Origin of the sequence: Serratia sp. BNK-17, assembly GCF_048684935.1 — a bacterium.
GTDB lineage: Bacteria > Pseudomonadota > Gammaproteobacteria > Enterobacterales > Enterobacteriaceae > Serratia > Serratia nematodiphila.
The window spans coordinates 1,806,238-1,833,082 of sequence record NZ_JBLQTR010000001.1 but is presented as its reverse complement, the minus strand read 5'-3'; the positions used below and the strand labels follow the sequence as shown (position 1 = coordinate 1,833,082).

Annotated in this window: 21 protein-coding genes and 2 pseudogenes; 9 read left to right on the top strand and 14 right to left on the bottom strand. The window is 60.6% G+C overall.

Features of this window, described 5'->3' with window-relative positions; all coding sequences use genetic code 11:
- Window positions 1-37: 37 nt before the first annotated feature.
- On the bottom strand, window positions 38-676 hold the full coding sequence (locus ACMGF7_RS08770) for a TetR/AcrR family transcriptional regulator (protein ID WP_049241671.1): 639 nt from the start codon (window positions 674-676) through the stop codon (window positions 38-40).
- Window positions 677-990: 314 nt separating this feature from the next.
- On the opposite strand from ACMGF7_RS08770, the gene ACMGF7_RS08765 reads away from it, so the two are divergent.
- Complete coding sequence (locus ACMGF7_RS08765; RefSeq protein WP_049241669.1) at window positions 991-2,208, top strand: Tm-1-like ATP-binding domain-containing protein; 1,218 nt, start codon at window positions 991-993, stop codon at window positions 2,206-2,208.
- 12 nt (window positions 2,209-2,220) lie between these two features.
- Window positions 2,221-3,054, top strand: a complete 834-nt coding sequence (locus ACMGF7_RS08760; RefSeq protein ID WP_049241667.1) for a phosphoenolpyruvate hydrolase family protein — start codon at window positions 2,221-2,223, stop codon at window positions 3,052-3,054.
- A gap of 120 nt (window positions 3,055-3,174) precedes the next feature.
- Here ACMGF7_RS08760 and spy read toward each other — a convergent pair whose 3' ends face one another.
- The gene (gene spy, locus ACMGF7_RS08755) at window positions 3,175-3,666 is read right to left on the bottom strand and encodes an ATP-independent periplasmic protein-refolding chaperone Spy (RefSeq protein WP_049241665.1); all 492 of its coding nucleotides are present in this window, start codon (window positions 3,664-3,666) and stop codon (window positions 3,175-3,177) included.
- Between the two features lie 535 nt (window positions 3,667-4,201).
- Here spy and ACMGF7_RS08750 point away from each other — a divergent pair.
- A pseudogene (locus ACMGF7_RS08750) lies at window positions 4,202-5,685 on the top strand (EAL domain-containing protein).
- Window positions 5,686-5,701: 16 nt separating this feature from the next.
- Here the strand turns inward: ACMGF7_RS08750 and ACMGF7_RS08745 are convergent.
- Window positions 5,702-6,563: pseudogene (locus tag ACMGF7_RS08745) on the bottom strand (crotonase/enoyl-CoA hydratase family protein).
- 341 nt (window positions 6,564-6,904) lie between these two features.
- On the opposite strand from ACMGF7_RS08745, the gene yhjD reads away from it, so the two are divergent.
- The 3 genes from yhjD (at window position 6,905) to ACMGF7_RS08730 (ending at window position 10,445) form a co-directional block, all read left to right on the top strand.
- Entirely contained in the window at window positions 6,905-7,924 is a 1,020-nt protein-coding gene (yhjD, locus tag ACMGF7_RS08740) for an inner membrane protein YhjD (protein ID WP_049241663.1), read from the top strand.
- 329 nt (window positions 7,925-8,253) lie between these two features.
- Window positions 8,254-9,576, top strand: coding sequence for an MFS transporter (locus tag ACMGF7_RS08735; protein ID WP_004929985.1), 1,323 nt, complete (start codon window positions 8,254-8,256; stop codon window positions 9,574-9,576).
- A gap of 101 nt (window positions 9,577-9,677) precedes the next feature.
- Window positions 9,678-10,445 carry a CDP-diacylglycerol diphosphatase gene (locus tag ACMGF7_RS08730; protein WP_049241660.1) on the top strand — a complete coding sequence of 256 codons (768 nt, stop codon included), beginning with the start codon at window positions 9,678-9,680 and terminating at the stop codon, window positions 10,443-10,445.
- On the opposite strand, the gene ACMGF7_RS08725 is transcribed toward ACMGF7_RS08730, so the two are convergent.
- Both ACMGF7_RS08725 and pdeH read right to left on the bottom strand, forming a co-directional pair.
- Window positions 10,446-12,485, bottom strand: coding sequence for an AsmA family protein (locus ACMGF7_RS08725; RefSeq protein ID WP_049241658.1), 2,040 nt, complete (start codon window positions 12,483-12,485; stop codon window positions 10,446-10,448).
- Between the two features lie 91 nt (window positions 12,486-12,576).
- On the bottom strand, window positions 12,577-13,368 hold the full coding sequence (gene pdeH, locus ACMGF7_RS08720) for a cyclic-guanylate-specific phosphodiesterase (RefSeq protein ID WP_021505226.1): 792 nt from the start codon (window positions 13,366-13,368) through the stop codon (window positions 12,577-12,579).
- A 238-nt stretch (window positions 13,369-13,606) separates the two neighbouring features.
- Between pdeH and ACMGF7_RS08715 the strand changes: the two genes are divergently transcribed.
- Window positions 13,607-14,539 (top strand): sugar kinase, encoded by a 933-nt coding sequence (locus ACMGF7_RS08715; protein WP_049241657.1) that lies wholly within the window; start codon window positions 13,607-13,609, stop codon window positions 14,537-14,539.
- A 244-nt stretch (window positions 14,540-14,783) separates the two neighbouring features.
- A complete protein-coding gene (locus ACMGF7_RS08710) occupies window positions 14,784-15,485 on the top strand; it encodes a LuxR family transcriptional regulator (RefSeq protein WP_197800792.1) in 702 nt (233 codons plus the stop codon).
- Between the two features lie 46 nt (window positions 15,486-15,531).
- On the opposite strand, the gene ilvC is transcribed toward ACMGF7_RS08710, so the two are convergent.
- Window positions 15,532-17,007, bottom strand: a complete 1,476-nt coding sequence (gene ilvC / locus ACMGF7_RS08705; protein WP_049241652.1) for a ketol-acid reductoisomerase — start codon at window positions 17,005-17,007, stop codon at window positions 15,532-15,534.
- A gap of 168 nt (window positions 17,008-17,175) precedes the next feature.
- Between ilvC and ilvY the strand changes: the two genes are divergently transcribed.
- A complete protein-coding gene (gene ilvY / locus ACMGF7_RS08700) occupies window positions 17,176-18,066 on the top strand; it encodes an HTH-type transcriptional activator IlvY (RefSeq protein ID WP_420286418.1) in 891 nt (296 codons plus the stop codon).
- A gap of 10 nt (window positions 18,067-18,076) precedes the next feature.
- On the opposite strand, the gene ACMGF7_RS08695 is transcribed toward ilvY, so the two are convergent.
- The 8 genes from ACMGF7_RS08695 to ilvG all read right to left on the bottom strand — a co-directional run bounded on the left by ACMGF7_RS08695 (window position 18,077) and on the right by ilvG (window position 26,844).
- Window positions 18,077-18,778, bottom strand: coding sequence for a DUF2461 domain-containing protein (locus tag ACMGF7_RS08695; protein WP_164096012.1), 702 nt, complete (start codon window positions 18,776-18,778; stop codon window positions 18,077-18,079).
- A gap of 21 nt (window positions 18,779-18,799) precedes the next feature.
- A complete protein-coding gene (locus ACMGF7_RS08690) occupies window positions 18,800-19,378 on the bottom strand; it encodes a hypothetical protein (RefSeq protein ID WP_049241650.1) in 579 nt (192 codons plus the stop codon).
- A complete protein-coding gene (locus tag ACMGF7_RS08685; protein ID WP_197763977.1) occupies window positions 19,378-20,373 on the bottom strand; it encodes a hypothetical protein in 996 nt (331 codons plus the stop codon). Before ACMGF7_RS08685 ends, ACMGF7_RS08690 begins: the two co-directional genes overlap by 1 nt.
- A gap of 112 nt (window positions 20,374-20,485) precedes the next feature.
- The gene (ilvA, locus tag ACMGF7_RS08680; RefSeq protein ID WP_016930473.1) at window positions 20,486-22,030 is read right to left on the bottom strand and encodes a threonine ammonia-lyase, biosynthetic; all 1,545 of its coding nucleotides are present in this window, start codon (window positions 22,028-22,030) and stop codon (window positions 20,486-20,488) included.
- A 5-nt stretch (window positions 22,031-22,035) separates the two neighbouring features.
- A complete protein-coding gene (ilvD, locus tag ACMGF7_RS08675; protein WP_406889475.1) occupies window positions 22,036-23,886 on the bottom strand; it encodes a dihydroxy-acid dehydratase in 1,851 nt (616 codons plus the stop codon).
- 107 nt (window positions 23,887-23,993) lie between these two features.
- Complete coding sequence (locus ACMGF7_RS08670) at window positions 23,994-24,920, bottom strand: branched-chain amino acid transaminase (protein WP_004929958.1); 927 nt, start codon at window positions 24,918-24,920, stop codon at window positions 23,994-23,996.
- A 23-nt stretch (window positions 24,921-24,943) separates the two neighbouring features.
- A complete protein-coding gene (ilvM, locus tag ACMGF7_RS08665; protein WP_004929955.1) occupies window positions 24,944-25,201 on the bottom strand; it encodes an acetolactate synthase 2 small subunit in 258 nt (85 codons plus the stop codon).
- Complete coding sequence (ilvG, locus tag ACMGF7_RS08660) at window positions 25,198-26,844, bottom strand: acetolactate synthase 2 catalytic subunit (RefSeq protein ID WP_197763976.1); 1,647 nt, start codon at window positions 26,842-26,844, stop codon at window positions 25,198-25,200. The genes ilvM and ilvG overlap by 4 nt, the downstream gene beginning before the upstream one ends.
- Window position 26,845: the final 1 nt, after the last annotated feature.

The following is a 26,845-nucleotide window of genomic DNA, read 5'->3' as shown; positions in this document are numbered from 1 at the left end:
ATGCTGGTTTATCACTCAGCCATCGGCAAAAATTGGATTATCCTGCTGATGTTTTTTTGCAGTTCGTCGCGTCCTCTTCCGCCTGACGCAGAATGGCTTTGGCCATCCATTGCGTGACATCCTGAATGCTCCCAAGCTCCAGCCCCCAGATATCTTTCAGCACCAGAAACACCTCCGAGCCGTAAATCAGCGAGAAAGCATGAATCACTCTCTGCAGAGAGTCCGGCGGCAGTTTGCCCTGTAACGGTTCTACCGCCAGCGCCAACAGGCGCTTGCGGTTGCCGCGCACCAGCTTCTCACCCGGTTTATCGGTGTTGGACCGAGCCAGCGCCCACTGCTGCAACGAAAGCTGCAGGGCCGCTCGCAGCGCCCCCTCATGCTGTTCCATTTGCGGATAAGCAAAGCTGAGCAGCTGCAGTATCCGCGCTTCAGCGCTGTCGTCTTTCGGCTGCCACTCCAAAATGGGCCCCAGACTTTCAGCCACAACGGCAGTGATCAAATCGCTTTGCGTAGGGAAGTAACGGTAAGCTGTCGCACGCGAAACTTGCGCATGTTGAGCCAACTCCGTTATCGAAGGAAAGGCACCGCCATCGAACAATTCCATTGCGCTGTCAAGCAACAGCTTACGAGTTCTGGCCCGGATATGAGTCAAGCGGGTAGATACGGTTAATGGCACAGCAACCTCTTCTTTCTCTACGCCCGTCTAACATAGACTTGGCGAATAAAGTCCACTGTAACAAACTTGTCAGCTATTACGCCATGCGGCGTACGCCGGGCTCGCTTTCCCTCACGTCGAAAATGAGACTTTCATCTCATTCGATACGAATTAGACTTGCACAAATGATACTACCGTCTCATTATGATGAGGAATTCACCGACTACGCTCAGCACTCTTAGTCAGCACCAGGGAATTCATTTTTACTAACATATTAAAATATAAATTATAAATCAGCGTGTCGGCCATCTGAACCCTACGTCAGGAAGAGGCTAATGAACGACAATCAGGCAGTGATTTACGTTGCAACCACAGCGGATACCAAAGGACGGGAATTGGCTTATGTGCGCAGCCTGATCGCCGAAACCGGGTTACCCACGCTGACCGTCGATCTTTCCACCCAACCGTTAGCACCCGGCAGCTACCAGGCCGATATCTCCGCCGCTACTGTCGCTCACTGCCATCCTGATGGCGAACGCGCCGTCTTTTGTGGCGATCGAGGCAAGGCGATTGCCGCTATGGCGCAGGCGTTTGAAAGGTTCATGCTGTCGCGCCGTAACGTCGCTGCAATTCTCGGATTAGGCGGTTCCGGCGGTACCGCATTGATCACCCCCGCGATGCAACAGTTGCCGATCGGTTTACCTAAATTGATGGTTTCCACCATGGCCTCCGGTGACGTCTCCGGGTATGTCGGAGCCAGCGATATCTGCATGATGTATTCCGTCACTGACGTCGCCGGGTTGAACCGCATCTCCCGCACCGTGCTGGGCAACGCAGCGCATCAAATCGCCGGCGCCGTTCGCTTCGCCGCTCAAGCGACCGTCGACAGCAAACCGGCCGTCGGCCTCACGATGTTCGGTGTGACCACCCCCTGTATTCAAACCGCCACGGCGGCGCTCGAAGAGAGCCTGGATTGCCTGGTGTTTCATGCCACCGGCAGCGGCGGCAGAGCGATGGAAAAACTGATCGATAGCCATTTGCTGGACGGCGTATTGGATCTGACCACCACCGAAGTTTGTGACTACCTGTTCGGCGGCGTACTGGCGTGCAGCGAGGATCGTTTTGGCGCTCTCGCGCGCACCGGCATTCCCTGCGTGATATCCTGTGGCGCCCTGGATATGGTGAACTTTTCCCACCCGGACAGCATTCCCGCTCGATACGCTCAGCGCCAATTTTATCAGCACAATGCCCAAGTCACGCTGATGCGCACTACGCCGGAAGAGAATGCGCTGATGGGCCGTTGGATCGGCGGCAAGCTCAATGCTTGCGAAGGCGATGTGCGTTTCCTGATACCCGAGGGCGGCGTTTCCGCACTGGATGCGCCAGGGCAACCGTTTTGGGATCCGGAGGCGCTGGCCGCCTTTACCGACGCGTTGGAAACTACATTGCGCGTCACGGAAAAACGCCGCCTGATCAAGACCCCTTATAACATCAACGATCCCCGCTTTGCCGCCTTCGCCGTGCAACAGTTCAGGGAGATCGCTCATTTTTGATTGGAGCTAAACATGGCTAAAAATACCCGTCAGGAACTGCTGATTCAATTCAGAGAAATGATTGCCCGTGGCGAGCCGATCATCGGCGGTGGGGCCGGAACCGGCCTCTCAGCAAAATGTGAGGAAGCCGGCGGCATCGATCTGATCGTCATTTATAACTCGGGCCGCTACCGCATGGCGGGCAGAGGTTCTCTGGCGGGTTTACTGGCCTACGGCAATGCTAACGACATCGTTATGGATATGGCGAAAGAGGTGTTGCCGGTCGTCAAACACACGCCGGTCTTAGCCGGGATCAATGGTACCGATCCGTTCTGTCAGTTCGATAAATTCCTGGATGACATCAAGGCGATCGGTTTCTCCGGCGTACAGAATTTCCCGACGGTGGGTCTGATCGACGGCAATTTCCGCGCCAATCTCGAAGAAACCGGCATGGGTTATGCGCTGGAAGTCGACATGATTCGCCTGGCGAATGAAAAGGATCTGCTGACCACACCTTATGTGTTCAGCGCAGAAGATGCCGTCGCGATGACGCAGGCCGGCGCCGACATCATCGTACCGCATATGGGGCTGACCACCGGTGGCAATATCGGTGCGGAAACGGCGCTGACGCTGGCGGGTTGCGTTCCCCTGATCAACGCGTGGGCTCAAGCCGCGAAACGCGTGCGCGAAGATGTGATCGTTCTGTGTCATGGCGGCCCTATCGCAACGCCAGAGGATGCAGCCTACATCATGCAACACTGCCCTTTAGTCAACGGATTCTATGGTGCCAGCTCCATGGAGCGCTTGCCCACCGAAGTGGCTTTGACGGAAACAACCCGACAATTCAAAAATATCAATAAATGTTAACAGACTTTTTTACTCGCGCACAACACCAGGGAAAACCCGTTATTTAACGGGACGTGTAGTGAGGTAAGCAAAAGGGCCAGACAAATAGTCTGGCCCTTTTTTATTCACCGCGAGCGGATATTACTGACCGGAGGACATCTGCTCCTTCATTTTATTCATATGGTCCATCATCTTTTGTTCGCGTTTCTGATAATTCTCATTGTATTGTTTTTTCTGCTCAGGCGTCAGCAGGTTATACATTTTATTTTCCGCTTTGGCGCGTGCCAGCATGCGTTCGGATTGCGCTTTGCCGATCGCGTCAATTTGCGCCTTCGCCTTCGCTTCGTCAAAGCTGTCGGAAGCGACCAGATTGTGCAGCGCCTGGCGCTCCTCTTTCATGCCCGGCCCGCGCTTCTGGTGCGACTCTTTCATGATATCGCGCATCTGCTGGCGCTGCTGCTCGGTCAGGTTCAGCCCGGCGAACGGGCCGCCTTTGCCTTCACCCTTGTGATGCATCATTTTCATCGGCGCCGCATCCGCCGCCGGGGCCGTCGCCGTATCGGCGGCGAACGCCGCGGAAGCAGAACCCAGAGCCAGCGTGGAAGCAATAAATAAAGCCGTCAATTTACGCATAATCATTTCCTTAAAAGTTTTTCTTCATCAGGAGCGCTGTACGTTAACAGGCTCATTCGTCGTCGGAGATAATAATAGGCGGATAAATTTCAAGTAATGCGAGGGTGTGTAAACTTTTTAAAACCCGTCTCGGATTTATTCACCAATTATGAGAAAACTATGAAGATGGCGTTTATTTGATGGAAATTTTAATTTCCCGGCAAGAATCCCCCCGGCGGAGTTATTTTCCCGTTTTCCCCTTACCGTTATAATTTACTCGCCTGCACGGCAACCTTGCATCAACCGTTTTCCGATAGCGGGAAAAATCAGTACAAGCATCACACGATCCGATGTTCCCCTACACTTTAAGGCAAGCGGCCGCCGGGCGACGTTGACACCGTAAAACTCATCATTGCTTATGTAATAGTTTCCATCACCCGCCCCGCCTGTAAAAACCTGTTATATGATGCACAGATGCGTACGGCGATCGCTTTCGGACCAGCAGGCTCCCCGGAGCTGCGCCGACCGGCCGACCGTGCTCTTTTGAGGAATCGTCATGCCCGCAGACCAAGGCCCTGGGCTTCTTAGCGCTCACTTCGGCACCCAAAGCCCCCACTGGCGGCTGGCGTTTGACAGTAATACCCTGGAGCTGTCCGCCGTTAAACGTCGCGGTAGCGCTCAGCGCCATGGAAGCGGCGAAAATTCGCCGTCTGACCGGCGTCACCGCCAGCCTTGAGCTGACCATTACGCTAGCCGGTGAACCGCTGCATTTGCATCTGGTGGGGCGCCGCGTCAACCGTCTCGAATGGGCGGACACCGCTTCCGCCTTCAGCGACACCCAATCCGTGGCGCGCGATCTGGTGCACGGTCTATCCTTCACCGAACAAATGGTATCCGAAGCCAACTCGGTGATCGTAATCGTCGATCAGCACGGCCGTATTCAGCGTTTCAACCGGCTGAGCGAGGAGTACGCCGGGCTGCACGAACACGAGGCGATCGGCAAAAACGTTTTCCAGCTATTTATGAGCCCGGAAGAAGCCGCTGCCTCGGCGGCGACGAATTTCTGGTGCTGGCGCCGCAGACCGATCGCGAGCGCCTGCAAACGCTGGCGCAGCGCATTATCGACAGGTTGAAGACCCCTTTCCGCATCGGCTTGATTGAGGTGTATACCGGTTGTTCGATCGGCATCGCGCTGTGCCCGGAGCACGGCAAACGCACCTATACCGTCTTTTCGCCGGAGATGAACAAACGCGTTGCCGAGTACATGTGGCTGGACACCAATCTGCGCAAAGGGCTGGAGCAAAATCAGCTGGTGTTGTATTACCAGCCTAAAATCGACGCGCGCAGCGGCGAAGTGCACAGCGTGGAAGCGCTGGTGCGCTGGGATTCGCCGGAGCGCGGCCTGATCCCGCCACTGCAGTTCATCTCCTACGCCGAGGAGTCCGGCCTGATCGGCCCGCTGGGTCAATGGGTGCTGCAGACCGCCGCCGGCCAGGCGGCGCAGTGGCAAGAGCAGGGATTGAACCTGCGGGTAGCGGTCAACCTCTCCGCCCGGCAGCTGGCCGACGACGGCATCGTCAACGAGCTGCTCGCGGTGCTGCGCCGCCATCGCATGGCCCCCTGCCTGCTGGACTTCGAGCTGACCGAGAGCAGCCTGATTGAAGACGAGAACCGCGCGCGCTGATCACCCGACTACGCGAACTGGGCGCGCAGGTGCATCTCGACGACTTCGGCACCGGCTATTCGTCGCTGGCGCAGCTGGCGCGTATTCCTCTGGACGCCATCAGGCTGGATAAAAGCTTCGTGCGCGGGGTGAATTTCAACCCGGTATCGCAATCGCTGGTGCGCGCGATCGTCGCGGCGGCGGAGGCGCTGGCCTTCCGCGTGATCGCCGAAGGGGTGGAGACCGAGAGCGAAAATCAGTTCCTCGACGAGGTCGGCGTGGACGAAAAACAGGGCTTTCTGTTTGCGCGGCCAATGCTCCCGGAACAGCTGGAGCATTGGCTGCAGTCCTATCGCCCGCGCTCAGCTTCCGCGTGAGGCTGGCGCGTTAACGTTAGCCGGCAAGACGCAGGTTCAGGGTGTGGCGATCCTGCAACATCACCAGCCGCTCGATGTAGGCGCGATCTTTTTCCTCAATGGTGAAGGCCGAGTGGACCCAATCCTCGGTAATATCCATCAGCTCGGAACGCGTCAGTTGCAATACGCGCTGACGCGCCCGCAGCATGGCGCGCATGCCGTTGAGTTTCGGCCGGATGGTATCGATAAAGGTGCGCGTCGCCAGGTAAGCGTCGCCGGGCTGAAATAGCTGATCCACCAGCCCACGGCTCTCGAACCACTCTGCGGTGTGCGACTCGCCGCCCCAAATCAGCGCCTCGGCCAAGCGCATGCCCGCCTTGCGCGCCACCAACGAGTAACCGCCCATACCGGGAAACAGGTTGAACGCGATCTCCGGGAACCCCATGCGCGCATTGTTCTGCGCCAACACGAAATGGTGCGCCAGCGCCGCTTCAAAACCGCCGCCCAGCGCGCTACCTTCGACCATTGCAATGCTGACCGCGCCGGTGTCGAAACCACGCGCCGCGGCATGCACACAGTCGATACAGGCCCGCACGTAGGCCATCACCGCCTCGCGCTTGCGGTTTTTGAGCGCTTCAGCGAAGAACTGCAGATCGCCGCCGACGTTGAACATGTTCGGCACCAGCGAGCCGGTGACCCAGAAATCGAACCGCAGCGAAGGCCCCTTCGCCGCCTGCGCCAGCGTCATGATGCCTTCGATCAGCGCCCGGTTGAAGCAGGGGCGCGGCGCGCAGCAGCATCCACATAATGTGCCGACCCTCTTCATAGTAGGCGGAAAGCTGCGACAGATTGCCCGCTTCGGTAAACGGACGACAGGTGGGGTGATTAAGCAATTTCATAAGACCTTCCCGTTTTTCTGTTGATGACGGATAAGACCGTTCCAGCCCCTACGGCTGCAGCGGAGCGGCGAGCGGCTAAGCGCGACGCCACATCATGAGTAAACGCTTTCTCACCGACGAAACAGATAAAAATTGGAGGTAGAGAAGTGAAAAAAACCGAGGCGTCACGGGGTTTTCATAGGAATTTTACCTATCGCACCATCCCCGGCATTTCATGCCGGGCGCTAACGCGTTAAGCTCGGAAATTGACCGTTTGCCGCCCCGGCGCTCAAAACACCGCAGGGCTTTGGCTATAATCAACGCTGATACATGCCGTTTAACGTTAAGGAAATCGTGAAGTAATGCCTACAGGACCAGACCAGGAACGCCGCCAGCCCGCACAAGACACGCCGCCGAAGTCGCTTATCGCCATCAAGACCGGCCATGAGACGCTCGACCGCCGCATCAGTGGTTTTTCACGTCTGATTGAACGCATCAAAGCCTGGCCGAGCGTGGCGCACTTGCTGCGCGCCGCCGAACGCTTTAACGATCGGCTGGGCAGCCAGTTCGGCGCCGCCATCACCTATTTTTCATTCCTCTCGCTGATCCCGATCCTGATGGTGTCGTTCGCCGCCGCCGGTTTCGTGCTGGCTTCCAACCCGGATCTGCTGGCCCGCTTGATCAACCGGATCGTCGGCAGCATCAGCGATCCGACGCTGGCCAGCACGCTGAAGAACACCGTCAACACCGCCATTCAGCAGCGCACCACCGTGGGGTTGACCGGTCTGGCGCTGGCGCTCTATTCCGGCATCAGTTGGATGGGCAACCTGCGCGAAGCGATCCGCGCGCAGTCGCGTGACGTCTGGGAGCGCAATCCGCAGGATCAGGAGAAAATCTATTTCAAGTACACCCGCGATTTCATCTCGCTGACCGGCCTGGTGGTCGCACTGATCATCACGCTGTCGCTGACCTCGGTCGCCGGGTCGGCGCAGGCGGCGATCGTCAACGCGCTGGGGTTGGACGGCATCGAATGGCTGCGGCCGGCGCTGACGACGATCGCACTGTCGATCTCGATTTTCGCCAACTATCTGCTGTTCCTGTGGATTTTCTGGATGCTGCCGCGCCACAAACCGAAGAAAAAAGCGCTGCTGCGCGGCACCTTGCTTGCGGCTATCGGCTTTGAGGTGATCAAGTTCGTGATGACGATGACGCTGCCGCAGGTGGCGAAATCGCCTTCCGGCGCGGCCTTCGGCTCGGTGATCGGGCTGATGGCGTTCTTCTACTTCTTCGCCCGCCTGACGCTGTTTTGCGCCGCCTGGATCGCAACGGCCGACTACCAAGGCGACAAAGCCTTGCCGGAACGCGAGCCGCCGGCGCGCTGAAGCCATGCAATCGTGCCGGTGTTATCGCACGCGCCGGCACTTTCCTCTGGTTAATAAGCATAAAACCAGTCAATCCCTCTAAATCATGCGGCATGGCATTCGAAAAACCAGCATAACAAACTACCCAATCACTTTTCTTTCCCGTTTTTACAGCCATTCCCGCTGCATGAACCCCATTTCTCAACGTTTAACGCTACAGAAAACAAGCCAGGTAAAACATTAGTCTTTTTAACCGGTTAGTGGCGGCGCAGCCCAGAGTTCCAGCGTTGAAAAGGCGGAATGCTGTCACTAAGATGGATTTTTACCCCCTCCAACAATAAGAAATAGATATGCAAGCCACCATCGCACCCCCACTCGACGCCGACGACGCGTCCACACCGGTGAACTCCCGCGGGAAAGTCATCGTCGCCTCGCTGGTCGGCACCGCCATCGAGTTCTTCGACTTCTACATCTACGCCACCGCCGCGGTGATCGTGTTCCCGCACATCTTCTTCCCGCAGGGCGACCCGACCACCGCGACGCTGCAGTCGCTGGCCACCTTCGCCGTCGCCTTTGTCGCGCGCCCTATCGGCTCTGCGCTGTTCGGCCACTTCGGCGATCGCGTGGGGCGCAAGGTGACGCTGGTCGCCTCGCTGCTGACCATGGGGATTTCCACCGTGCTGATCGGCCTGCTGCCGAGCTATGAAACCATCGGCATCTTCGCCCCGATCCTGCTGGCGCTGGCGCGCTTTGGGCAGGGGCTGGGGCTGGGCGGCGAATGGGGCGGCGCAGCCCTGCTGGCGACGGAGAACGCGCCGGCCAAAAAGCGCGCGCTGTACGGCTCCTTCCCCCAGTTAGGGGCGCCTATCGGTTTCTTCTTCGCCAACGGCACCTTCCTGCTGCTCTCGTGGCTGCTGAGCGACCAGCAGTTTATGGAATGGGGCTGGCGCGTGCCGTTCATCCTCTCCGCGGCGCTGGTGCTGATTGGCCTGTACGTGCGGGTATCGCTGCATGAAACGCCGGTGTTCGCCAAAGTGGCCAAGGCCGGCAAACAGGTGAAAGTGCCGCTCGGCACGCTGCTGAGCAAGCATCTGAAAGCCACCATCCTCGGCACCTTCATCATGCTGGCGACCTACACGCTGTTTTATCTGATGACGGTGTATTCGATGACCTACGGCACCGCGCCGCAGCCGCTCGGGCTCGGTTACTCCCGCAACAGCTTCCTGTGGATGCTGATGGTGGCGGTGATCGGTTTCGGCGTGATGGTGCCGATCGCCGGTCTGCTGGCGGACGCGTTCGGCCGCCGCAAGACCATGATCGCCATTACCCTGCTGATGATCGGCTTCGCGTTCCTGTTCCCGACCCTGCTGGGTTCCGGCAACCAGGCGCTGGTGATGGGCTTCCTGCTGTGCGGCCTGAGCATCATGGGGCTGACCTTTGGCCCGATGGGCGCGCTGCTGCCGGAGCTGTTCCCTACCGAAGTGCGCTATACCGGCGCATCGTTCTCCTACAACGTCGCGTCGATCCTCGGCGCGTCCGTGGCGCCTTATATCGCCACTTGGCTGGCGGCCCACTACGGGCTGTTCTACGTCGGCATGTACCTGGCGGCGATGGCCGGGCTGACGCTGCTGGCCCTGCTGCTGATGAAAGAAACCCGCCATCAGTCGCTGTGATCCCCTACGGCCCTCTCACTGCGGGGGGCCGCACGCGGTGTTCGTTTCCTGTCATAAAACCGGGCTATGCTGAATGTTTCTCTCGGTAACAGGATCGGCCGATGTCTCTGCGTCGTGGGGTATTTGTCTGCGTGGCGCTGCTGGCGGCTATCGCCATCGCGCTCTTTTACGGGTTGAAACCCGACCATCCCGATGCGCTGTGGCGCATCGTCAGCCAGCAATGTCTGCCCAATCAGCAGGCGCACGACAACCCGGCGCCCTGCGCGCAGGTGGATGTGCAGGCCGGTTTCGTGGTGTTTAAAGATCGCAACGGGCCGCTGCAATACCTGCTGATGCCCAGCGCCAAAATCACCGGTATCGAAAGCCCGGCGGTGCTGGACGCCGCCACGCCGAATTTCTTCGCGCAGGCCTGGCGCGCGCGCCACGTGATGGCGGAACGCTATGGCAAACCGATCGACGACGGCGATATTTCCCTGGCGATCAATTCGGAATATGGCCGCACGCAAAACCAGCTGCACATTCATATCTCCTGCCTGCTGCCGGCGGTAAAACAGCGGCTGGCGCAAATCGGCCCCTATTTCATCAAGCAATGGCAACCGCTGCCCGGCGGCCTGTTGGGGCATGACTATCTGGGGCGGCGGGTGACCGCCGCTGAACTGGAACAACAGGGCGCCTTCCGCCTGCTGGCCTCCGGCCTGCCGCGCGCCGACGGGCGCATGGGCAGCTTCGGCCTGGCGATGACCGCGCTGCCGGACGGCGATTTCCTGCTGCTGGCAACCGAGCGCAGCCTGCTGCCGTTCACCCTGGCCTCGGCGGAAGAGATCCAGGATCACGACTGCCGGCTGCTCACGCCGCCGCCGCGCGCCTGATTATTTTTTGCCTTTCATCTCCCGCAGGATCTGCCCGCACGGGTTCTCCTCGCCGCCTTCACTGGGCGAGACCAGTGCCAGCAGCGCCGCCGCCGGCGTCAGCACCGCCCCTAACGCCACCGCCGCCGCGCCGCGCGCGATCAGCGGCCCGGCTTTGACCCCGGCGTCCGGGTGCTTGAAGGTGCCTTTCACGTACAGCGGCGAACGCAGGGTCAGCACGCGCATGCCCTTGCTTTCCGGATCGATGGACAAATCCAGCCGTTCGGTGGCGAGGTTGGTGTTGCCAGTGATGTTGATCACCGCGTTTTCGGTGTCGAACACAAACAGTCGCGGCGCGGCGACGCCGCTGCGGATGCCGACGTCCGCCGCCGCGCAGTTGATGCCCACCACGTCGTCACCGAACAGCTGCGCCACCAGATAGTTGCCGACGTTCAGACCGAGGATCTCCATCAGGCTACGGCTGATCACCCCGTTATTGATCAGCAGGCGCAGGTCGCCGTTGCTGGTCGCCAGCAGCTCGGCCACCGAATTGCCGCTGCCCGTCAACCTGGCGTCGCCGTTCATCTGCCCGAGGCTGCGCTTCATCGCCTCCACGTTCGGCAACAGCTGTTTAAGCTGAAGTTTGCGTGCATGCATATCCACCTGCCCGCGCATCGGCTTTTTGCCGCCGTCGAGGCGCACGACAGCGTTCAGGCTGCCGCCCGCCATGCCGAAGCGCAGCGGATCCAGGCGCAGTTCGCCATTGTTCAGCTTCAGGTGCGTGGCCAGATCGCTCAGCGGCAAATCGCTGCCGCGTTCAATGCGCGCGGCGGCAAACTTCACGTCCGCATCCATCTTGCTCCAGCTTTGCGTATCGAACTGTTCGACCGGCAGCACCTTATCCGCCGGCTGACGGCTTTTCTCGCCGCGCCCGGCTTTGGCGGCGTTGGAGTCCGCGCCGATCAGCGGCGCCAGATCCGCCAACCTCAGCTGCCGGGAGTTCACCGCGCCGCTCAGCGTGGGCCGCGGTTTACCGGCAACGTATTTCAAGCTGCCGTGAATGTCGCTGTCGCCGATTTTTCCGTCGAATTTCTGGTACTCAAACACCGCGCCGCCCGGCTGATGCAGGCGGGCGGTCAGATGGCCATCGGTCGCATACGGCGGGGTATTCGGCAACAACACGCCGGTCAGGCCATAGAGGTTGCTCAGGCTTTCACCGGAAAATTTCAGCTGTACATCCAGGCCGCCGAGGTTCAGCGGATCGGACAAGGTGCCCGCGACCACCACCCGGGTGCTGCCGGAGCGCACATCGGCCTGCAGCGGGAACGGCAAATCGGCGCTCTGCAGCGACAGCATGCCGCCAATCTTGCCGCTGCCGCTCAACGGCTCGCCGTTATATTTGCCTTTCACCTGCCAGCCGAAAACGTAATCGGGGGTCGCGGCCTTGTCGCCGCCCTGTTTGCCGGTCACTTCACTGAACGGCAACGGTTTGCCGAGCGGATCGATGACGGCGCGGAAATCCGCCTTCAGCGTGGCGTCCTTAAAGGCGATCTGCCCCTTGTCGAATACGATGTCATGAACGGTGAACGACCAGTCGGAAGGCGGCTGCTTGGGATCCTGGCCGGCGGCCAGGTCAAACGTCCAGTTGTTGTCGCCGTTGGCCAGGCGTTGCAACGAAGCATTCGGCTGCTTCAGCCAGATGCGCGGGATCAGCAGCTCTTTACCCAGCAGCGCCAGCGGCGCAATGCTGGCGTCGACGCGCTGCAGCGTCACCATGCTGTCGCCGGGCATGTTTTTCGGGTTACCCAGCCACACGTCTTCGGCGTGAATATGCGGCCAGGGCACCCAGGCGCGCCAGCCGCCCTCATCCGGATTACGCGACCAGTCGACGCCCAGATCGCCGCGAATGGCGAACGGTCGCCGCAGTTCGGCCGACACTTTGTCGTTGATGGCGGGCCTGAGTCGATTCCAGTCGAAGGTCGCGATGAAGATCGCCAGCGCGACGATCAGCAGCAGCACAATGCCGCCCAGCCAGCTGAAAACCTTTCCTGTTCTTGTCATAGCGGCTCCCTCAGCGCATAAATCGGGCTGCCGAATGAAAGGAAAAGGAGTTAGCAGCCCCGTTTAAGCCTAGCTGAGGATAGGCCGGAGTTCACGCCGGCGCGCCGGGCGCGGCGAACAGCGTCGGCACACTGTGCAGCGTTTCAAAGCACGCCGGACGGGAAAGGTAGTAGCCCTGGGCGGCCAACGCGCCGGAGCGCTGCACCAGCCGCCACTCCTGCTCGGTTTCCACGCCCTCGACGATCACCCCGTCGCTGTGCTGGTTCATCATCTTGATCAGGGTGCCGAGCAGCTGCACCCCCTCTTCCGACTGTTTGAGCAAGGTGAACAATTCGCGCGCCACCTTGATGTATTGATAGCGCCAGGCACCGACGGCGGAGAAGTTGGCCAGCCCGCTACCGAAATCGTCTAGCCACAGCCGCTCGCCGCCGACAATCTGCTGCAGCGGGCGGCTTGATGCCGTTGCGGCGTGCTCCACCAGCTCGAAGCGCAGATAGGGCATCTCGGCGATCTGCCGTTGCAAGGCGCTATGACGCTGTAATGCTTGCAGCGCGATGCCGTCGATATTGACCGACACCATCACCGCATGGCGGGTGAACAACGCCTGCCAGCGCTGCAACAGCGCCAGCTGTTCCTGAACCACCCGCAAACGCTGGGCGACGCCGAGCGAGGCAAAATAGTGTTCCGGGGATTGCCGCTTGTCCGGCTCATTCGGGTGATATACCGCCGTCAGCAGTTCCACCGCCAACAGCGCGCCGCTGGTGCGATAAATCGGCTGGAAGGTATACAAGCGCCGGCATTGCCGCCAGTAGCGCCGCGATTTGGCGCAGGCATAGAGGGCAAAACAGGGCGCCAGCAGACCCGAGATCAGATTGGTTATCATCGGTACTATCGCCGTGGCGGGGAAGTGAGAGCGCTGCCGCTGTTTCTTTACCCAACTTATCGGCCACGCCGCGTAAAACTTTAAGCACGAATTGCCGCACGCTTTCCTCTTCACCCTGTTGGCGTTGGCCGATCGCGATCATAAAAAATTAAAACACCGTTTTAATTTATTGACTCTCTTGCCGCCTTGCGTGGAGACTGGTGGCTGTTGCTTCTTCTTTAGCCAGGGCTTATTGACGATGACTATCCGAAACCTCGCCGTGATCGGCGAATGCATGATCGAGCTGTCGCAGCAGGGCGCACAGCTGACGCGCGGCTTTGGCGGCGATACCCTCAACACCGCCGTCTACCTCGCCCGCCAAATGCCGAAACAGACGTTGCAGGTGCATTACGTCACTGCGCTCGGCACCGACAGCTTCAGCGGCGAGATGCTGCAGGCCTGGCGGCAGGAGAAGATCGAGACCGGGTTGATTCAGCAATTCGACAACAAGCTGCCGGGCCTGTACGTGATCGAAACCGACGCCGCCGGCGAACGCACTTTCTACTATTGGCGCAATGACGCCGCCGCCCGCTATTGGCTTGCCGGACCGCAGGCCGACGCACTGTGCGCGCGGCTGGCGCAGTTCGATTACCTGTACCTCAGCGGCATTAGCCTGGCGATCCTCGCGCCTGCCGACCGCACGAAGCTGCTGGCGTTGCTGCGCCGCTGTCGCGCCAACGGCGGCAAGGTGATCTTCGACAACAACTACCGCCCGCGCCTGTGGCCAAGCCGTGAGGAAACGCAGCAGGCCTACCGCGAGGTGCTGGCCTGCACCGACATCGCCTTTTTGACGCTGGATGACGAAGAATTGCTGTGGGGAACGCAGCCGGTTGAACAGATAGTGACGCGCACGCAGGCGCTCGGCGTCGGCGAGATCGTTATCAAACGCGGCGCGGATGCCTGTCTGGTGTTCAATGTGGAGGGGGAGCGGCTTGAGGTGCCGGCGATCGCGCTGCCGCCGGAGCGCGTGGTGGATACCACCGCGGCGGGCGACTCTTTCAGCGCCGGCTACCTGGCGGTGCGCCTGAACGGCGGCGGCGCCCAGCAGGCGGCGCAGCGCGGCCACCAGCTTGCTGCGACGGTGATCCAACATCGCGGCGCCATCATTCCCGCAGCGGCGATGCCCGCATAATCAATAAGGCGGCGGCGAAGTCACCCCCGCCGCCCACGCAATGGATCCCAGAAGCATTGATCAGAGGATGATTGAAAGAATTTCCCTGGCGTTGGCTTATTTCCGCCCAGAGCTGCTAAGCTCGGGTCTTGGCATTGCCGTCTTTTTGAATTTATTAGCCGAGTATAAATTTCAATCCACCGCACTGACTAGCTGGACTTTGGTGCAGGTCGGGTTGAGCCGCCGAACGACAGGGAGGTTACCGATGGCAGCCACATTCGCCCACGCCGTCGCCGCAAGACTGCATCTTGACGGCCGGCTACAGGCCTTCAGCCAATTCAAATACGCTTACTTGACCTTCAACAAACACCATCCCGATCGCCATCTGCTGGTATCGAACTACCCGCAAGAATGGCTGGACATCTACAATGCCAATCGCTATCAGCACATCGATCCCGTCGTGCGCGCCGCCCATAGACGCTGTGCGCCCTTTATGTGGCACGACACCGCCCTCACCACCGAGGATCGGCATTACCGGAAGATCTTCAGCCAGGCGCGGGAGTACGACATCGTGCACGGTTGCAGCTTTGTTTTGCACGATCACGACAACAACCTGGCGATCTTGTCGATCAGCGCGACGGCGGCCGATGACGCCGAACTGCGGCAGCTAATGGAGGAAGAAAGGGCCAGCCTGCAGATGGTCTTGGTCGATACCCACCAGCACGCGTTTGCGTTGGCCAGCGCCGAGGCTGGCCGAAAGGATCGGCTCTCGCCGCGCGAAGGGGAAATTCTCTATTGGGCCAGCCAAGGCAAAACCTATAACGAGATCGCGCTGATCCTGGGGATCAAAACCGGCACGGTGAAGTTTCACATCGGCAATGCGGTGCGTAAGCTGGGGGTCGCCAACGCCAAACACGCGATCCGGCGCGGCCTTGAACGGCAACTGATCGCGCCACCGCAGGCATAAAAAAGCCGGCATTGCTGCCGGCTTTTGTTTTTTATCTTGCGGAAAATCAGCCCGCAACGGCGATACGTTTCATGTCGGTCATGTAGCCACGCAGTTTGCGGCCGACGGTTTCGATTGGGTGGCTGCGCACCGCTTCGTTCACGTCGCGCAGCTGCGCGTTGTCCACCGCCGTACCCGCCACGGCTTTGCCCAAATCGCCCGCCTGCAGGGTGGTCATGAAGTCCTTCAGCAACGGCACCGCTGCGTTGGCGAACAGGTAGTTGCCGTACTCCGCGGTATCGGAGATGACCACGTTCATTTCATACAGACGCTTACGCGCAATGGTGTTAGCGATCAACGGCAGCTCGTGCAGCGACTCGTAGTAAGCCGACTCTTCAATGATGCCGGCATCGACCATGGTTTCGAACGCCAGCTCAACGCCCGCTTTCACCATCGCCACCATCAGCACGCCATGATCGAAGTACTCCTGCTCGCTGATCTTGCCTTCAAACTGCGGCGCATTCTCGAACGCGGTTTTGCCGGTCTCTTCGCGCCAGGTCAGCAGTTTCACGTCGTCTTCCGCCCAGTCGGCCATCATGCCGCTGGAGAAGGCGCCGGAAATGATGTCGTCCATGTGCTTCTGGAACAGCGGCGCCATGATGGTTTTCAGCTGTTCGGACAGCGCATAGGCACGCAGCTTGGCTGGATTGGACAGGCGATCCATCATCAGGGTGATGCCACCCTGCTTCAGCGCTTCGGTGATGGTTTCCCAGCCGAACTGAACCAGTTTCTCGGCGTAAGCCGGATCGGCGCCTTCAGCAACCAGCTTGTCGAAGCACAGCAGAGACCCCGCCTGCAGCATGCCGCACAGAATGGTCTGCTCACCCATCAGGTCAGATTTCACTTCAGCGACGAAGGAGGACTCCAGCACGCCGGCGCGGTGGCCGCCGGTCGCCGCCGCCCAGGCTTTGGCGATCGCCATGCCTTCGCCTTTCGGATCGTTTTCCGGGTGAACCGCAATCAGGGTCGGCACGCCGAAGCCGCGCTTGTACTCTTCACGCACTTCGGTGCCCGGGCATTTCGGCGCGACCATCACCACGGTGATGTCTTTACGCACCTGCTCACCCACTTCAACGATGTTGAAGCCGTGGGAATACCCCAGCGCCGCGCCGTCTTTCATCAGCGGCTGCACCGCACGCACTACGGAAGAGTGCTGCTTGTCCGGCGTCAGGTTGACCACCAGATCCGCCTGCGGGATCAAATCTTCGTAGGTGCCGACCTTAAAGCCGTTTTCGGTCGCCTTGCGCCAGGAAGCGCGCTTTTCGTCGATCGCTTCTTTGCGCAGGGCATAGGCGACATCCAGGCCGGAGTCACGCATGTTCAGCCCCTGGTTCAGGCCCTGGGCGCCACAGCCGACAATCACCACTTTTTTACCTTTCAGGTAGCCGGCTTCGTCAGCAAATTCGTCGCGCGCCATAAAGCGGCATTTACCCAATTGCGCCAGCTGCTGACGCAGGTTCAATGTGTTGAAATAGTTAGCCATGGTGGTACTCCGGTTTGATGTTGTCTTGCATTGTTATTTTCATTCCCCGCCCTGTCTGTGCGGAGATTCGTTAAACTCAATGTATAACAGGAAATGCGTTGCTTAAATTGATATATTGAGAACGTGATATTGCAATTTTTGCAACACTCTCACTGCGAGCGTATCGATATGGATTTACGTGATTTAAAGCTGTTCCTGCATCTGGCCGAAAGCCATCACTTCGGGCGCACCGCCAAGGCGATGCACGTCAGCCCGTCGACGCTCTCCCGCCAGATCCAGCGGCTGGAAGAGATCCTCGGGCAGCCGCTGTTCCTGCGCGATAACCGCACCGTGCAGCTCACCGACGCCGGCGAACAGCTGAAAGAATTCGCCCAGCAAACGCTGCTGCAATATCAGCAGCTGAAGCACTCGCTCGGCCAGCACGGCCCTTCGCTGAGCGGCGAACTGCGGCTGTTCTGCTCGGTGACCGCAGCGTACAGCCACCTGCCGCCGATCCTCGATCGCTTCCGCGCGCAGCACCCGCTGGTAGAAATTAAGCTAACCACCGGCGACGCCGCCGACGCGGTCGACAAGGTGCAGTCCAACGAGGCCGATCTCGGCATCGCCGGCCGGCCGGAAACGCTGCCCGCCAGCGTGGCGTTCACCAAAATCGGTGAAATCCCGCTGGTGCTGATCGCACCGGCGCTGCCCTGCGCGGTACGCAGCCAGGCGTTTGCCGACAAACCCGACTGGGCCGAGATCCCGTTCATCCTGCCGGAACACGGCCCTTCGCGAAAACGCATCGAGCTGTGGTTCCGCCGCCACCGCATCAGCAATCCGCTGATTTACGCCACCGTCGGCGGCCACGAAGCGATCGTGTCGATGGTCGCTTTGGGCTGCGGCATCGCGCTGATCCCGAGCGTGGTGGTGGATAACAGCCCGGAGCCGGTGCGCAACCGCATCTCGCAGCTGGATAACATCTCGATGGTCGAACCCTTCAAGCTGGGGGTCTGCGTCCAGAAAAAGCGCCTCAGCGATCCGCTGATCGACGCCTTTTGGCGGTTGCTGCATCCCCGCTGACGCGGGGTTTTTACAGATCCGCCGGATCGATCTGCTTCATCGTCTCTACCTGCATCAGCCAGTGGTAGAGCGGCTCAAGCTGCAAAAATGCCCCGGCCAGCCGCGGCGCCAGATCGGCGCTGAACAGCTTTTCCACTTCGCTGTCGGTCACCATCACCGCAAACGACTTGCGGTTATACCAGGTGGCGATCTCCGCCGCCTGCTCCTTCACCAGCGGGCGCTTGTAGCTCTCGCCCACCAGCTCGAACGGCGGCCGGCAGCAGGCGGCCACCTCAAGGAAAGGCTGCGGCCGCTGCCTCAGCGTCTGGCGGAACAGATCCATGGTCGGCTTGTTGGCGCTGTAGTAGCCGAGCCCATAGCGCAACATGTCCGGCCCCAGTTCAAAAAAATACACCGGCGCATCTTTCCAGTCTTTGCTCGGGCGCTTGAACGTCAGCCACATGCGGCTGCGGTAGCGCGATTTATCATGAGAAAAGCGCGTATCGCGATGAATGCGCGACAGCGTTTTGCCGATCGCCGGGCGAGTCTCGAACTGCGGATCGATCGCCAGCATGCCGGGAGCCAGCTGCTCCACCAGCGCGCGGAACGGCGCCAGCAGCTCGCGATCGTAGATGTCGCGGTTGCCGTCGAACCACGCCTTATCATTCTCAATCCGCACCTGCTGCAGGAAATTCAGGCCCTGCTGACTAAAGCCGGAGAAAGGTTGCGTCATAAGCTTTTCCGTTCTGACGATTTATCGGGTGTTGCGCAGATCTTCCCTCTGCCAACGGCGTTTGATAAACACGCGCCGACGCGTGCGAAAATAAGCGACATAGAGGTAGAACGCCGCCCGATTGCTGAATAGCACACCACCCACCGCGCCCCCCAGCAACATGGCAACGGTGGCGATGCCGGTCACGCCCGTCGCCCACGCTACTGCAGCGCCAAGGCAACACAGACCGAGCATGCCAAGATAGTATTGCAGCAATACCACCCCGCTGTTTTTCCCCTGCACCAGTTGGAACAGGATCAGCGTCATCCACACCGCCACGATCGCGCCGCTGCCCATGAGAACGGCGGCGGAAGTCCTGCCGCTCCAGGCGGCCGCCACGTCCGTGGCCAGGCCCATCACGCCCGCCAGCCCCAGCGTCAGGCATACCATCAGCAACATGACATTGCCGACGCCCGGCGGTGACAGCCGCTGACCCGGAGTCAGGAAATGCTGCTCAAGCTGCGCATCCACGCCGGCGAAAAGCGCGCGATCGCGCGCCGCGATTTGGCTTTCCATCTCCCGGCCCTGCGCGATCAGGCGTTTAATCATCCAGTCCGCCATTACCTCACCAACTGCGGCAATTTCTGCATAATGCCCACAAAATACTGCCCGGTGGTTTTCACATTCACCGGCGCAGACAGGGTGCCGCTGATGCCGCTGCCCACGAACGTCAACGCGTTATTGAGCGCCGAATGCAATTGCTGACGCAGCCCGTTTTGGATCGCTTCCGTCGGGTAACGCTTCGGGTATAAGCCGTTCTTCACCATTTCTTTCAAGACGTTATTGGAAATCCCCGGATTTTCCGCCCGAATGATGTTTTCGGTCAGCCGTTTCCTTTCGCTGCGGGGCATGCTTTTCAGCCATTCCGTCGCCTTGCGCGCCGAAATGCGGCGCATGGCGCGGTAGGTCATCGTCGCTTCCTTCAGGGCGGCCCCCGCGCTGGCCAGCGAGATCACATCGAGTACGGTGCTGGTGGCGATATACCACTGCTCAGAGTCGAGCTGCGCCAATTCATCGCCTTTCCCGTCATAAAGCTTGTTGACGCGGTATAGCCCATTGCCGCACTGCAGCGCGCTGGCGGCCATGCCGGCATAGCCCAGATAAGCCACCGCAGAGCTGGTGCCGCCGGTGAACGGCACGGCGACGCTGCCCGACGCCAGTAAAAATACCGATACCAGCAGCGTTCCGCACGACAACGCGGCCGAGGCCAACTCTTTGCTGACGCTGGGTTTGCTCAACGCTTCCGACAGCGTATTGGTCGCGGCAACGCGCGAGGTATGAGCCACCGTTTTGCTGATGACCACGTGGGTGACCTGCGAAGCGTTCGAATAACCGGTGTGCTGCGTCGGGCGGACTAAAAATGAGTTTTGCCCGTCGGAAAAAATAATTCCCACGCCATGAAACGCGAGGCTGCAGTCCAGCGAGTCCTGCAAGGCTTGCAGATTAATATCGCGATAGAATTCTTGTACCCCGGCATTGCCCAACAGGCGGGCAAATTCGGCGTTGGTCAAATCGTCTTCGGGAGAACCGAACGGCGTAGAAAAAGCGGTTTTCATTGTCGTGCATCCCTATACGTCAGAAGTCTTGGCAGTATAAAAATGCACGACAAAATCACAACCATGCAACCCATAAACTGACTAACGCGTCACGGTTGCTTATCAATCCGACTCACCCCTGCAAAAAGAAGCGGAACGCCGGGTTGTCGGTTTCGTCGTGGCAATCGTAGCCCAGCGCCTGCAGGTGCCGCTCGAATTCCGGCTCGCTTTGCGCCAGTTCAAAGGCCGCCAGCACCCTGCCGAAGTCGGTGCCGTGACTGCGATAGTGGAACAGCGAGATATTCCAGTGCGTGCCCAGCGTCTGCAGGAACTTCAGCAGCGCGCCCGGCGACTCCGGAAACTCAAAGCTGTACAGCCGTTCGCGCAGCGGCTTCGACGGACGCCCGCCCACCATGTAGCGCACGTGCAGCTTGGCCATCTCGTCGTCCGACAGATCCACCACCTGATAACCGCCGGCATTGAGTTCGTCGATGATCTCCCGCCGTTCAGCGTGGCCGCGCGTCAGCCGCACGCCGACGAAAATGCAGGCGTTGTCGGCATCGGCGTAGCGATAGTTGAATTCGGTCACCGAGCGGCCGCCCAGCAGCTGGCAGAACTTGAGGAAGCTGCCCTGCTGTTCCGGAATGGTTACCGCCAGCAGCGCTTCGCGCTGTTCGCCCAGTTCGCAGCGCTCGGAAACGTAACGCAGCCCATGGAAGTTGAGGTTGGCGCCCGAGAGCACGTGCGCCAGACGCTCGCCCTGAATGTTGTGCTGCTGGACGTACTTTTTCAGCCCCGCCAACGCCAACGCGCCGGAAGGTTCGGCAATGGCGCGCACGTCCTCGAACAGATCTTTGACCGCCGCGCAGATAGCGTCGCTGTCCACGGTGATCACGTCGTCCAGATACTCACGGCACAGGCGGAACGTTTCGTCGCCGATGCGCTTCACCGCCACGCCTTCGGCGAACAGCCCGACGCGTGCCAGATCCACCGGATGGCCGGCATCCAGCGCCGCGCGCAGACAGGCGGAGTCTTCCGCTTCGACGCCGATCACTTTGATCTGCGGCATCAGCTGTTTGATCAGCACCGCCACCCCGGCGGCCAGGCCGCCGCCGCCGACCGGCACGAAAACCCGATCCAGATGCGCGTCTTGCTGCAGCAGCTCCATCGCCAGCGTGCCCTGCCCGGCGATCACCGTCGGGTGATCGAACGGCGGCACGAAGGTCATGCCCTGCTGTTGGGAAAGTTCAATCGCCTTCGCCTTGGCCTCGTCGAAATTGGCGCCGTGCAGCAACACTTCGCCGCCGAAACCGCGCACCGCATCCACTTTGATGTCCGCAGTGGACACCGGCATCACGATCAGCGTTTTGATGCCCAGCCGTTTACCGGAGAAGGCGACGCCCTGCGCGTGGTTACCGGCCGAAGCCGTCACGACGCCGCGCGCCTTCTGCTCTTCGTCCAGCCCGGCGATCATCGCATAGGCCCCACGCAGCTTGAAGCTGTGCACCGGCTGGCGATCTTCGCGCTTCACCAAAATGGTGTTGCCGAGGCGCGAAGAGATTTTGCTCATGGCCTGCAACGGGGTGACTTGCGCCACCTCGTAAACCGGCGAGCGCAGTACCGCTCGCAGATATTCCGCGCCGCAGGGGGCGCTGGGTAGGGGTTGAGAGACCGCCATGCTGCTTATCCCCCCAGTTTGCTCTTGTCGCGCACCGCGCCTTTATCGGCGCTGGTGGCCAACGAGGCGTACGCGCGCAGCGCGAAGGACACCTGACGCTCACGATTTTTCGGCGTCCAGGCCGCGTCGCCACGCGCCAGTTCCGCCTCATGCCGCGCCGCCAGCTCCTGCTCGCTGACGTCAAGCTGGATGCCGCGATGAGGAATGTCGATTGCGATCATGTCGCCGTCCTGCACCAGGGCGATCAGGCCGCCGCTGGCCGCCTCCGGCGAAGCGTGGCCGATGGACAACCCGGAGGTGCCGCCGGAGAAACGCCCGTCGGTGATCAGCGCGCACGCCTTGCCCAGCCCCATCGATTTCAGGTAGGTGGTTGGGTAAAGCATTTCCTGCATGCCCGGGCCGCCTTTCGGCCCTTCGTAGCGAATCACCACTACGTCGCCCGCCACCACTTTGCCGCCGAGGATCGCTTCTACCGCGTCGTCCTGACTTTCATACACTTTGGCCGGGCCGCGGAAGGTGAGGATTTCTTTATCCACGCCGGCGGTTTTGACGATGCAGCCGTTTTCCGCCAGGTTGCCGTACAGCACCGCCAACCCGCCGTCCTGACTGTAGGCGTGCTCACGGGTGCGGATGCAGCCTTCCTTGCGGTCGGTGTCCAGCGAATCCCAACGGCAGTCCTGAGAGAATGCCTGCGTAGTGCGGATACCGGCCGGCCCGGCGGAGTACATTTTCTTGACGCTTTCGTCGCGGGTCAGCATCACGTCGTAGGCTTCCAGCGTCTGCGGCAGGGTCAGCCCCAGCACGTTGTTCACCTCGCGGTTCAGCAAGTCGGCGCGATCCAGCTCGCCGAGGATGCCGATCACGCCACCGGCGCGGTGCACGTCTTCCATGTGATATTTTTGCGTGCTCGGCGCCACCTTGCACAGGTGCGGCACTTTGCGCGACAGGCGATCGATGTCCTCCATGGTGAAGTCCACCTCGCCTTCCTGCGCCGAAGCCAGCAGGTGCAGCACGGTGTTGGTCGAGCCGCCCATGGCGATGTCCAGCGTCATGGCGTTTTCAAATGCCGCCTTGTTGGCGATATTGCGCGGCAGCGCGCTCTCGTCGTCCTGCTCGTAATAGCGTTTGGTCAGCTCGACGATGCGCTTGCCGGCGTTGAGGAACAGCTCTTTGCGATCGGCGTGGGTGGCCAGCAGCGAACCGTTGCCCGGCTGCGACAGGCCCAGCGCTTCGGTCAGGCAGTTCATCGAGTTGGCGGTGAACATGCCGGAGCACGAGCCGCAGGTCGGGCAGGCGGAACGCTCGATCTGCTCGCTGTCGGCGTCGCTGACGTTCGGGTTCGCGCCCTGGATCATCGCGTCCACCAGATCCAGCTTGATGATCTGGTTGGAGAGTTTGGTCTTGCCGGCTTCCATCGGACCGCCGGAGACGAAGATCACCGGAATGTTCAGGCGCAACGCCGCCATCAGCATGCCCGGGGTGATCTTGTCGCAGTTGGAGATGCACACCATCGCATCGGCGCAGTGGGCGTTCACCATGTATTCGACCGAGTCGGCGATCAGCTCGCGCGATGGCAGGGAATAGAGCATGCCGCCGTGGCCCATGGCGATGCCGTCATCCACCGCGATGGTGTTGAACTCTTTGGCCACGCCGCCGGAGGCTTCGATCTGTTCGGCGACCAGTTTGCCCAGATCGCGCAGATGCACATGACCAGGCACGAACTGGGTAAAGGAGTTGACCACGGCGATGATCGGCTTGCCGAAATCGGCGTCGGTCATCCCGGTCGCGCGCCACAATGCGCGGGCACCCGCCATATTGCGGCCGTGGGTGGTGGTGGCGGAACGGTACTTAGGCATGCTCTTTTCACTCCAAATGTATTTATGGCAGGCGGCGAACGAACCGCCTGGATATTTCTTATCTTGTCTGTCTTGTCGTCCGCCACGCTGCGCGGCGAGCCTTGTCGTTACGGGTTTACCGGATCCAGCCAACCGTACTTGTCTTCGGTCTTGCCGGTGAACAGGCCGAAGAACGCCTGTTGGATCTGTTTGGTCACCGGGCCACGTTTACCGATACCGACCTGAATGCCGTCCACGCTGCGCACCGGCGTGATCTCCGCCGCGGTGCCGGACATGAACACTTCGTCGGCCAGGTACAGCGATTCGCGCGACAGCACCTGCTCGCGCACCTCGAAGCCCATGTCTTTCGCCAGCTTGATGATCGCGTCGCGGGTGATGCCCGGCAGCGCCGAAGAGGTGAACGGCGGGGTGTAAATCACGCCGTCTTTCACCTGGAACAGGTTCTCGCCCGCCCCTTCGGAAATGTAGCCGTGCACGTCGAGCGCGATGCCTTCCTGATAGCCGTGGCGGCGCGCTTCGCTGCCCACCAGCAGAGAGGAAAGATAGTTGCCGCCGGCTTTGGCCGCGGTCGGGATGGTGTTCGGCGCGGCGCGGTGCCAGGAGGAGACCATCGCATCGATGCCTTGCTCCAGCGCCTCTTCACCCAGGTAAGCGCCCCAAGGAAACGCCGCGATAATCACGTCCGTTTTATAACCGGCCGGCGGGTTGACGCCCATGCCGACATCACCGACGAACACCAGCGGGCGAATGTAGGCGCTGACCAGATTATTCTTGCGCAGCGTGGCGCGGCAGGCTTCCATCAGTTCGTCGACGCTTTGCGAAACCGGCATGCGGTAGATTTTCGCCGAGTCATGCAGGCGCTGCATATGCTCGCGATGGCGGAACACCACCGGCCCCAAGTGCGAGTCGTAGCAGCGCACGCCTTCAAATACCGACGTGCCGTAATGCAGCGCGTGCGACATCACGTGCACTTTGGCCTCGGCCCAAGGAACCATCTCACCATTGAACCAAATGTAATCGGCTTTCTTTGTCATTGTTATTTATCCTTCTCGGCGCCTCAGGCGCGTATTTGTTGTGATGTTGGCTGCTGGATCTCGACGCAGGAGACGTCCATCAGTTTACTTAATTGAGATGACAACAGGGCAACCGGGCGCGGGCTGGCAACGGTCAATTCGATATTGATGCTGTCGGCGTTGGCCGGGGAAACCATATTCATAGCACAAACCTGAAAGCCGCGATGACGCACGACCCGCAATACGCGCTCTAACATTTCGGGGCGAAAACGCGCCTGGATCGAGAGTTGATGCTGCATCATGATATTTCCTCCAACATGGTTTCGTTGCCGGCGCCCGGCGGCACCAGCGGCCAGACGTTTTCGAGTTCGTCGATAGAGACCTGCAGCAGATAAGGGCCTTCGGTGTTGAACAGCGCCTCGAGGGCGCCCTCCACCTGATCCTTGCTGCTGATGCGCTGGCCGGGAATGCCGAAGGCGGCGGCCAACATCAGGAAGTCGGGGTTATCGGACAGGTTGGTTTCGCTGTAGCGGCCGTCGAAGAACAGCTGCTGCCATTGACGCACCATCCCGAGGCGCTGGTTGTCCAGCAGAACGATTTTGAGCGGCAGCTGCTTGCGCTTGATGGTGCCCAGTTCCTGCACGTTCATCATGAAGGAGCCATCGCCCGAGACGCAGATCACCGTATCTTGCGGGCGGGCAATCTGAGCGCCTACCGCGGCCGGCACGCCGAATCCCATGGTGCCGAGGCCGCTGGAGGTGATGAAATTCTCCGGACGCTCGAACGTCATGTGCTGCGCGCTCCACATCTGGTGCTGACCGACATCGGTGGTCACCACGCTGTTGGCAGGCTTGCGGTCAGACAGCTGGCGCAAGAACAGCGGCGCGTAGATCGGCTGGCCAGGGTGATCATAGCGGCAGGCGTGCTCGGCTTTCAGCGCCGTCACCTGCTGCTGCCAGGCGGCGATGTCCAGCGGGCGCTGCAACGCCGGCAGCAACGTTTTCAAATCACCCTGCAGGGCCACATGCGCGTGGCGCAGCTTGCTCATTTCCGCCGGGTCGATATCCATGTGGATCACTTTGGCGTGCGGCGCGAAGGCGTTCAGTTTGCCGGTCACGCGATCATCGAAACGCGCGCCGACGGCGATCAGCAGATCGCACTCCTGCACCGCCAGGTTGGCAGCCTTGGCGCCATGCATGCCCAACATGCCGAGATACAGCGGGTCTTGCGCGTCCGGCGCGCCCAGCCCCTTCAGGGTGGCGACGTTAGGCATGCGGGTCACCGCGATAAATTCACGCAGCGCCGGCACCGCCTGCGCCATGCCCACGCCGCCGCCGACGTACAACATCGGTTTGTGCGCCTGCGCCAGCAGCGCGGCCGCCTCTGCCAACGCCGCCGCCGGGAACGCCGGCGCTTCGTCAACCGGCATCAGATGCGGGTGCAAGTCCCCCTGCGCCAGCTGGATGTCTTTCGGGATATCGATCAGCACCGGGCCGGGGCGGCCGCCTGCGGCGATGGCGAACGCTTCCGCCATGATGCCCGGCAAGGCGTCCAGCGACTCCACCAGGAAGCTGTGCTTGGTGCAGGCCAGAGACAGGCCGAGAACATCGATCTCCTGAAAGGCATCGGTGCCGATCAGCGCGGAACCCACCTGGCCGGTGATGGCGACAACGGGAACAGAATCGAGCAGCGCATCAGCCAGGCCAGTGATCAGGTTGGTGGCGCCGGGGCCGGAAGTGGCGATGCAAACGCCGACTTTGCCGGTGGCGCGGGCGTAGCCGATGGCGGCCATGGCGGCGCCCTGTTCATGGCGGCACAGCAGGTGTTCCACGCCGCCGTCATACAACGCATCGTACACCGGCATGATTGCCCCGCCCGGATAGCCGAATACGGTATCCACACCCTGCGCACGCAACGCTTGAACTACCCACTGAGCGCCATTCATG

What these genes read in the sequence shown, in the direction of transcription:
- ACMGF7_RS08735 (WP_004929985.1), top strand. Translation starts at nt 8,254, where the DNA reads ATGCAAGCCACCATCGCACCCCCACTCGACGCCGACGACGCGTCCACA.
- ACMGF7_RS08710 (WP_197800792.1), top strand. Translation starts at nt 14,784, where the DNA reads ATGGCAGCCACATTCGCCCACGCCGTCGCCGCAAGACTGCATCTTGAC.
- ACMGF7_RS08685 (WP_197763977.1), bottom strand. Translation starts at nt 20,373, where the DNA reads ATGAAAACCGCTTTTTCTACGCCGTTCGGTTCTCCCGAAGACGATTTG.
- ACMGF7_RS08730 (WP_049241660.1), top strand. Translation starts at nt 9,678, where the DNA reads ATGTCTCTGCGTCGTGGGGTATTTGTCTGCGTGGCGCTGCTGGCGGCT.
- ACMGF7_RS08670 (WP_004929958.1), bottom strand. Translation starts at nt 24,920, where the DNA reads ATGACAAAGAAAGCCGATTACATTTGGTTCAATGGTGAGATGGTTCCT.
- ilvC (WP_049241652.1), bottom strand. Translation starts at nt 17,007, where the DNA reads ATGGCTAACTATTTCAACACATTGAACCTGCGTCAGCAGCTGGCGCAA.
- yhjD (WP_049241663.1), top strand. Translation starts at nt 6,905, where the DNA reads ATGCCTACAGGACCAGACCAGGAACGCCGCCAGCCCGCACAAGACACG.
- ACMGF7_RS08725 (WP_049241658.1), bottom strand. Translation starts at nt 12,485, where the DNA reads ATGACAAGAACAGGAAAGGTTTTCAGCTGGCTGGGCGGCATTGTGCTG.
- ilvG (WP_197763976.1), bottom strand. Translation starts at nt 26,844, where the DNA reads ATGAATGGCGCTCAGTGGGTAGTTCAAGCGTTGCGTGCGCAGGGTGTG.
- ACMGF7_RS08690 (WP_049241650.1), bottom strand. Translation starts at nt 19,378, where the DNA reads ATGGCGGACTGGATGATTAAACGCCTGATCGCGCAGGGCCGGGAGATG.
- ilvD (WP_406889475.1), bottom strand. Translation starts at nt 23,886, where the DNA reads ATGCCTAAGTACCGTTCCGCCACCACCACCCACGGCCGCAATATGGCG.
- ACMGF7_RS08715 (WP_049241657.1), top strand. Translation starts at nt 13,607, where the DNA reads ATGACTATCCGAAACCTCGCCGTGATCGGCGAATGCATGATCGAGCTG.
- spy (WP_049241665.1), bottom strand. Translation starts at nt 3,666, where the DNA reads ATGCGTAAATTGACGGCTTTATTTATTGCTTCCACGCTGGCTCTGGGT.
- ilvA (WP_016930473.1), bottom strand. Translation starts at nt 22,030, where the DNA reads ATGGCGGTCTCTCAACCCCTACCCAGCGCCCCCTGCGGCGCGGAATAT.
- ilvM (WP_004929955.1), bottom strand. Translation starts at nt 25,201, where the DNA reads ATGATGCAGCATCAACTCTCGATCCAGGCGCGTTTTCGCCCCGAAATG.
- ilvY (WP_420286418.1), top strand. Translation starts at nt 17,176, where the DNA reads ATGGATTTACGTGATTTAAAGCTGTTCCTGCATCTGGCCGAAAGCCAT.
- ACMGF7_RS08760 (WP_049241667.1), top strand. Translation starts at nt 2,221, where the DNA reads ATGGCTAAAAATACCCGTCAGGAACTGCTGATTCAATTCAGAGAAATG.
- ACMGF7_RS08695 (WP_164096012.1), bottom strand. Translation starts at nt 18,778, where the DNA reads ATGACGCAACCTTTCTCCGGCTTTAGTCAGCAGGGCCTGAATTTCCTG.
- pdeH (WP_021505226.1), bottom strand. Translation starts at nt 13,368, where the DNA reads ATGATAACCAATCTGATCTCGGGTCTGCTGGCGCCCTGTTTTGCCCTC.
- ACMGF7_RS08765 (WP_049241669.1), top strand. Translation starts at nt 991, where the DNA reads ATGAACGACAATCAGGCAGTGATTTACGTTGCAACCACAGCGGATACC.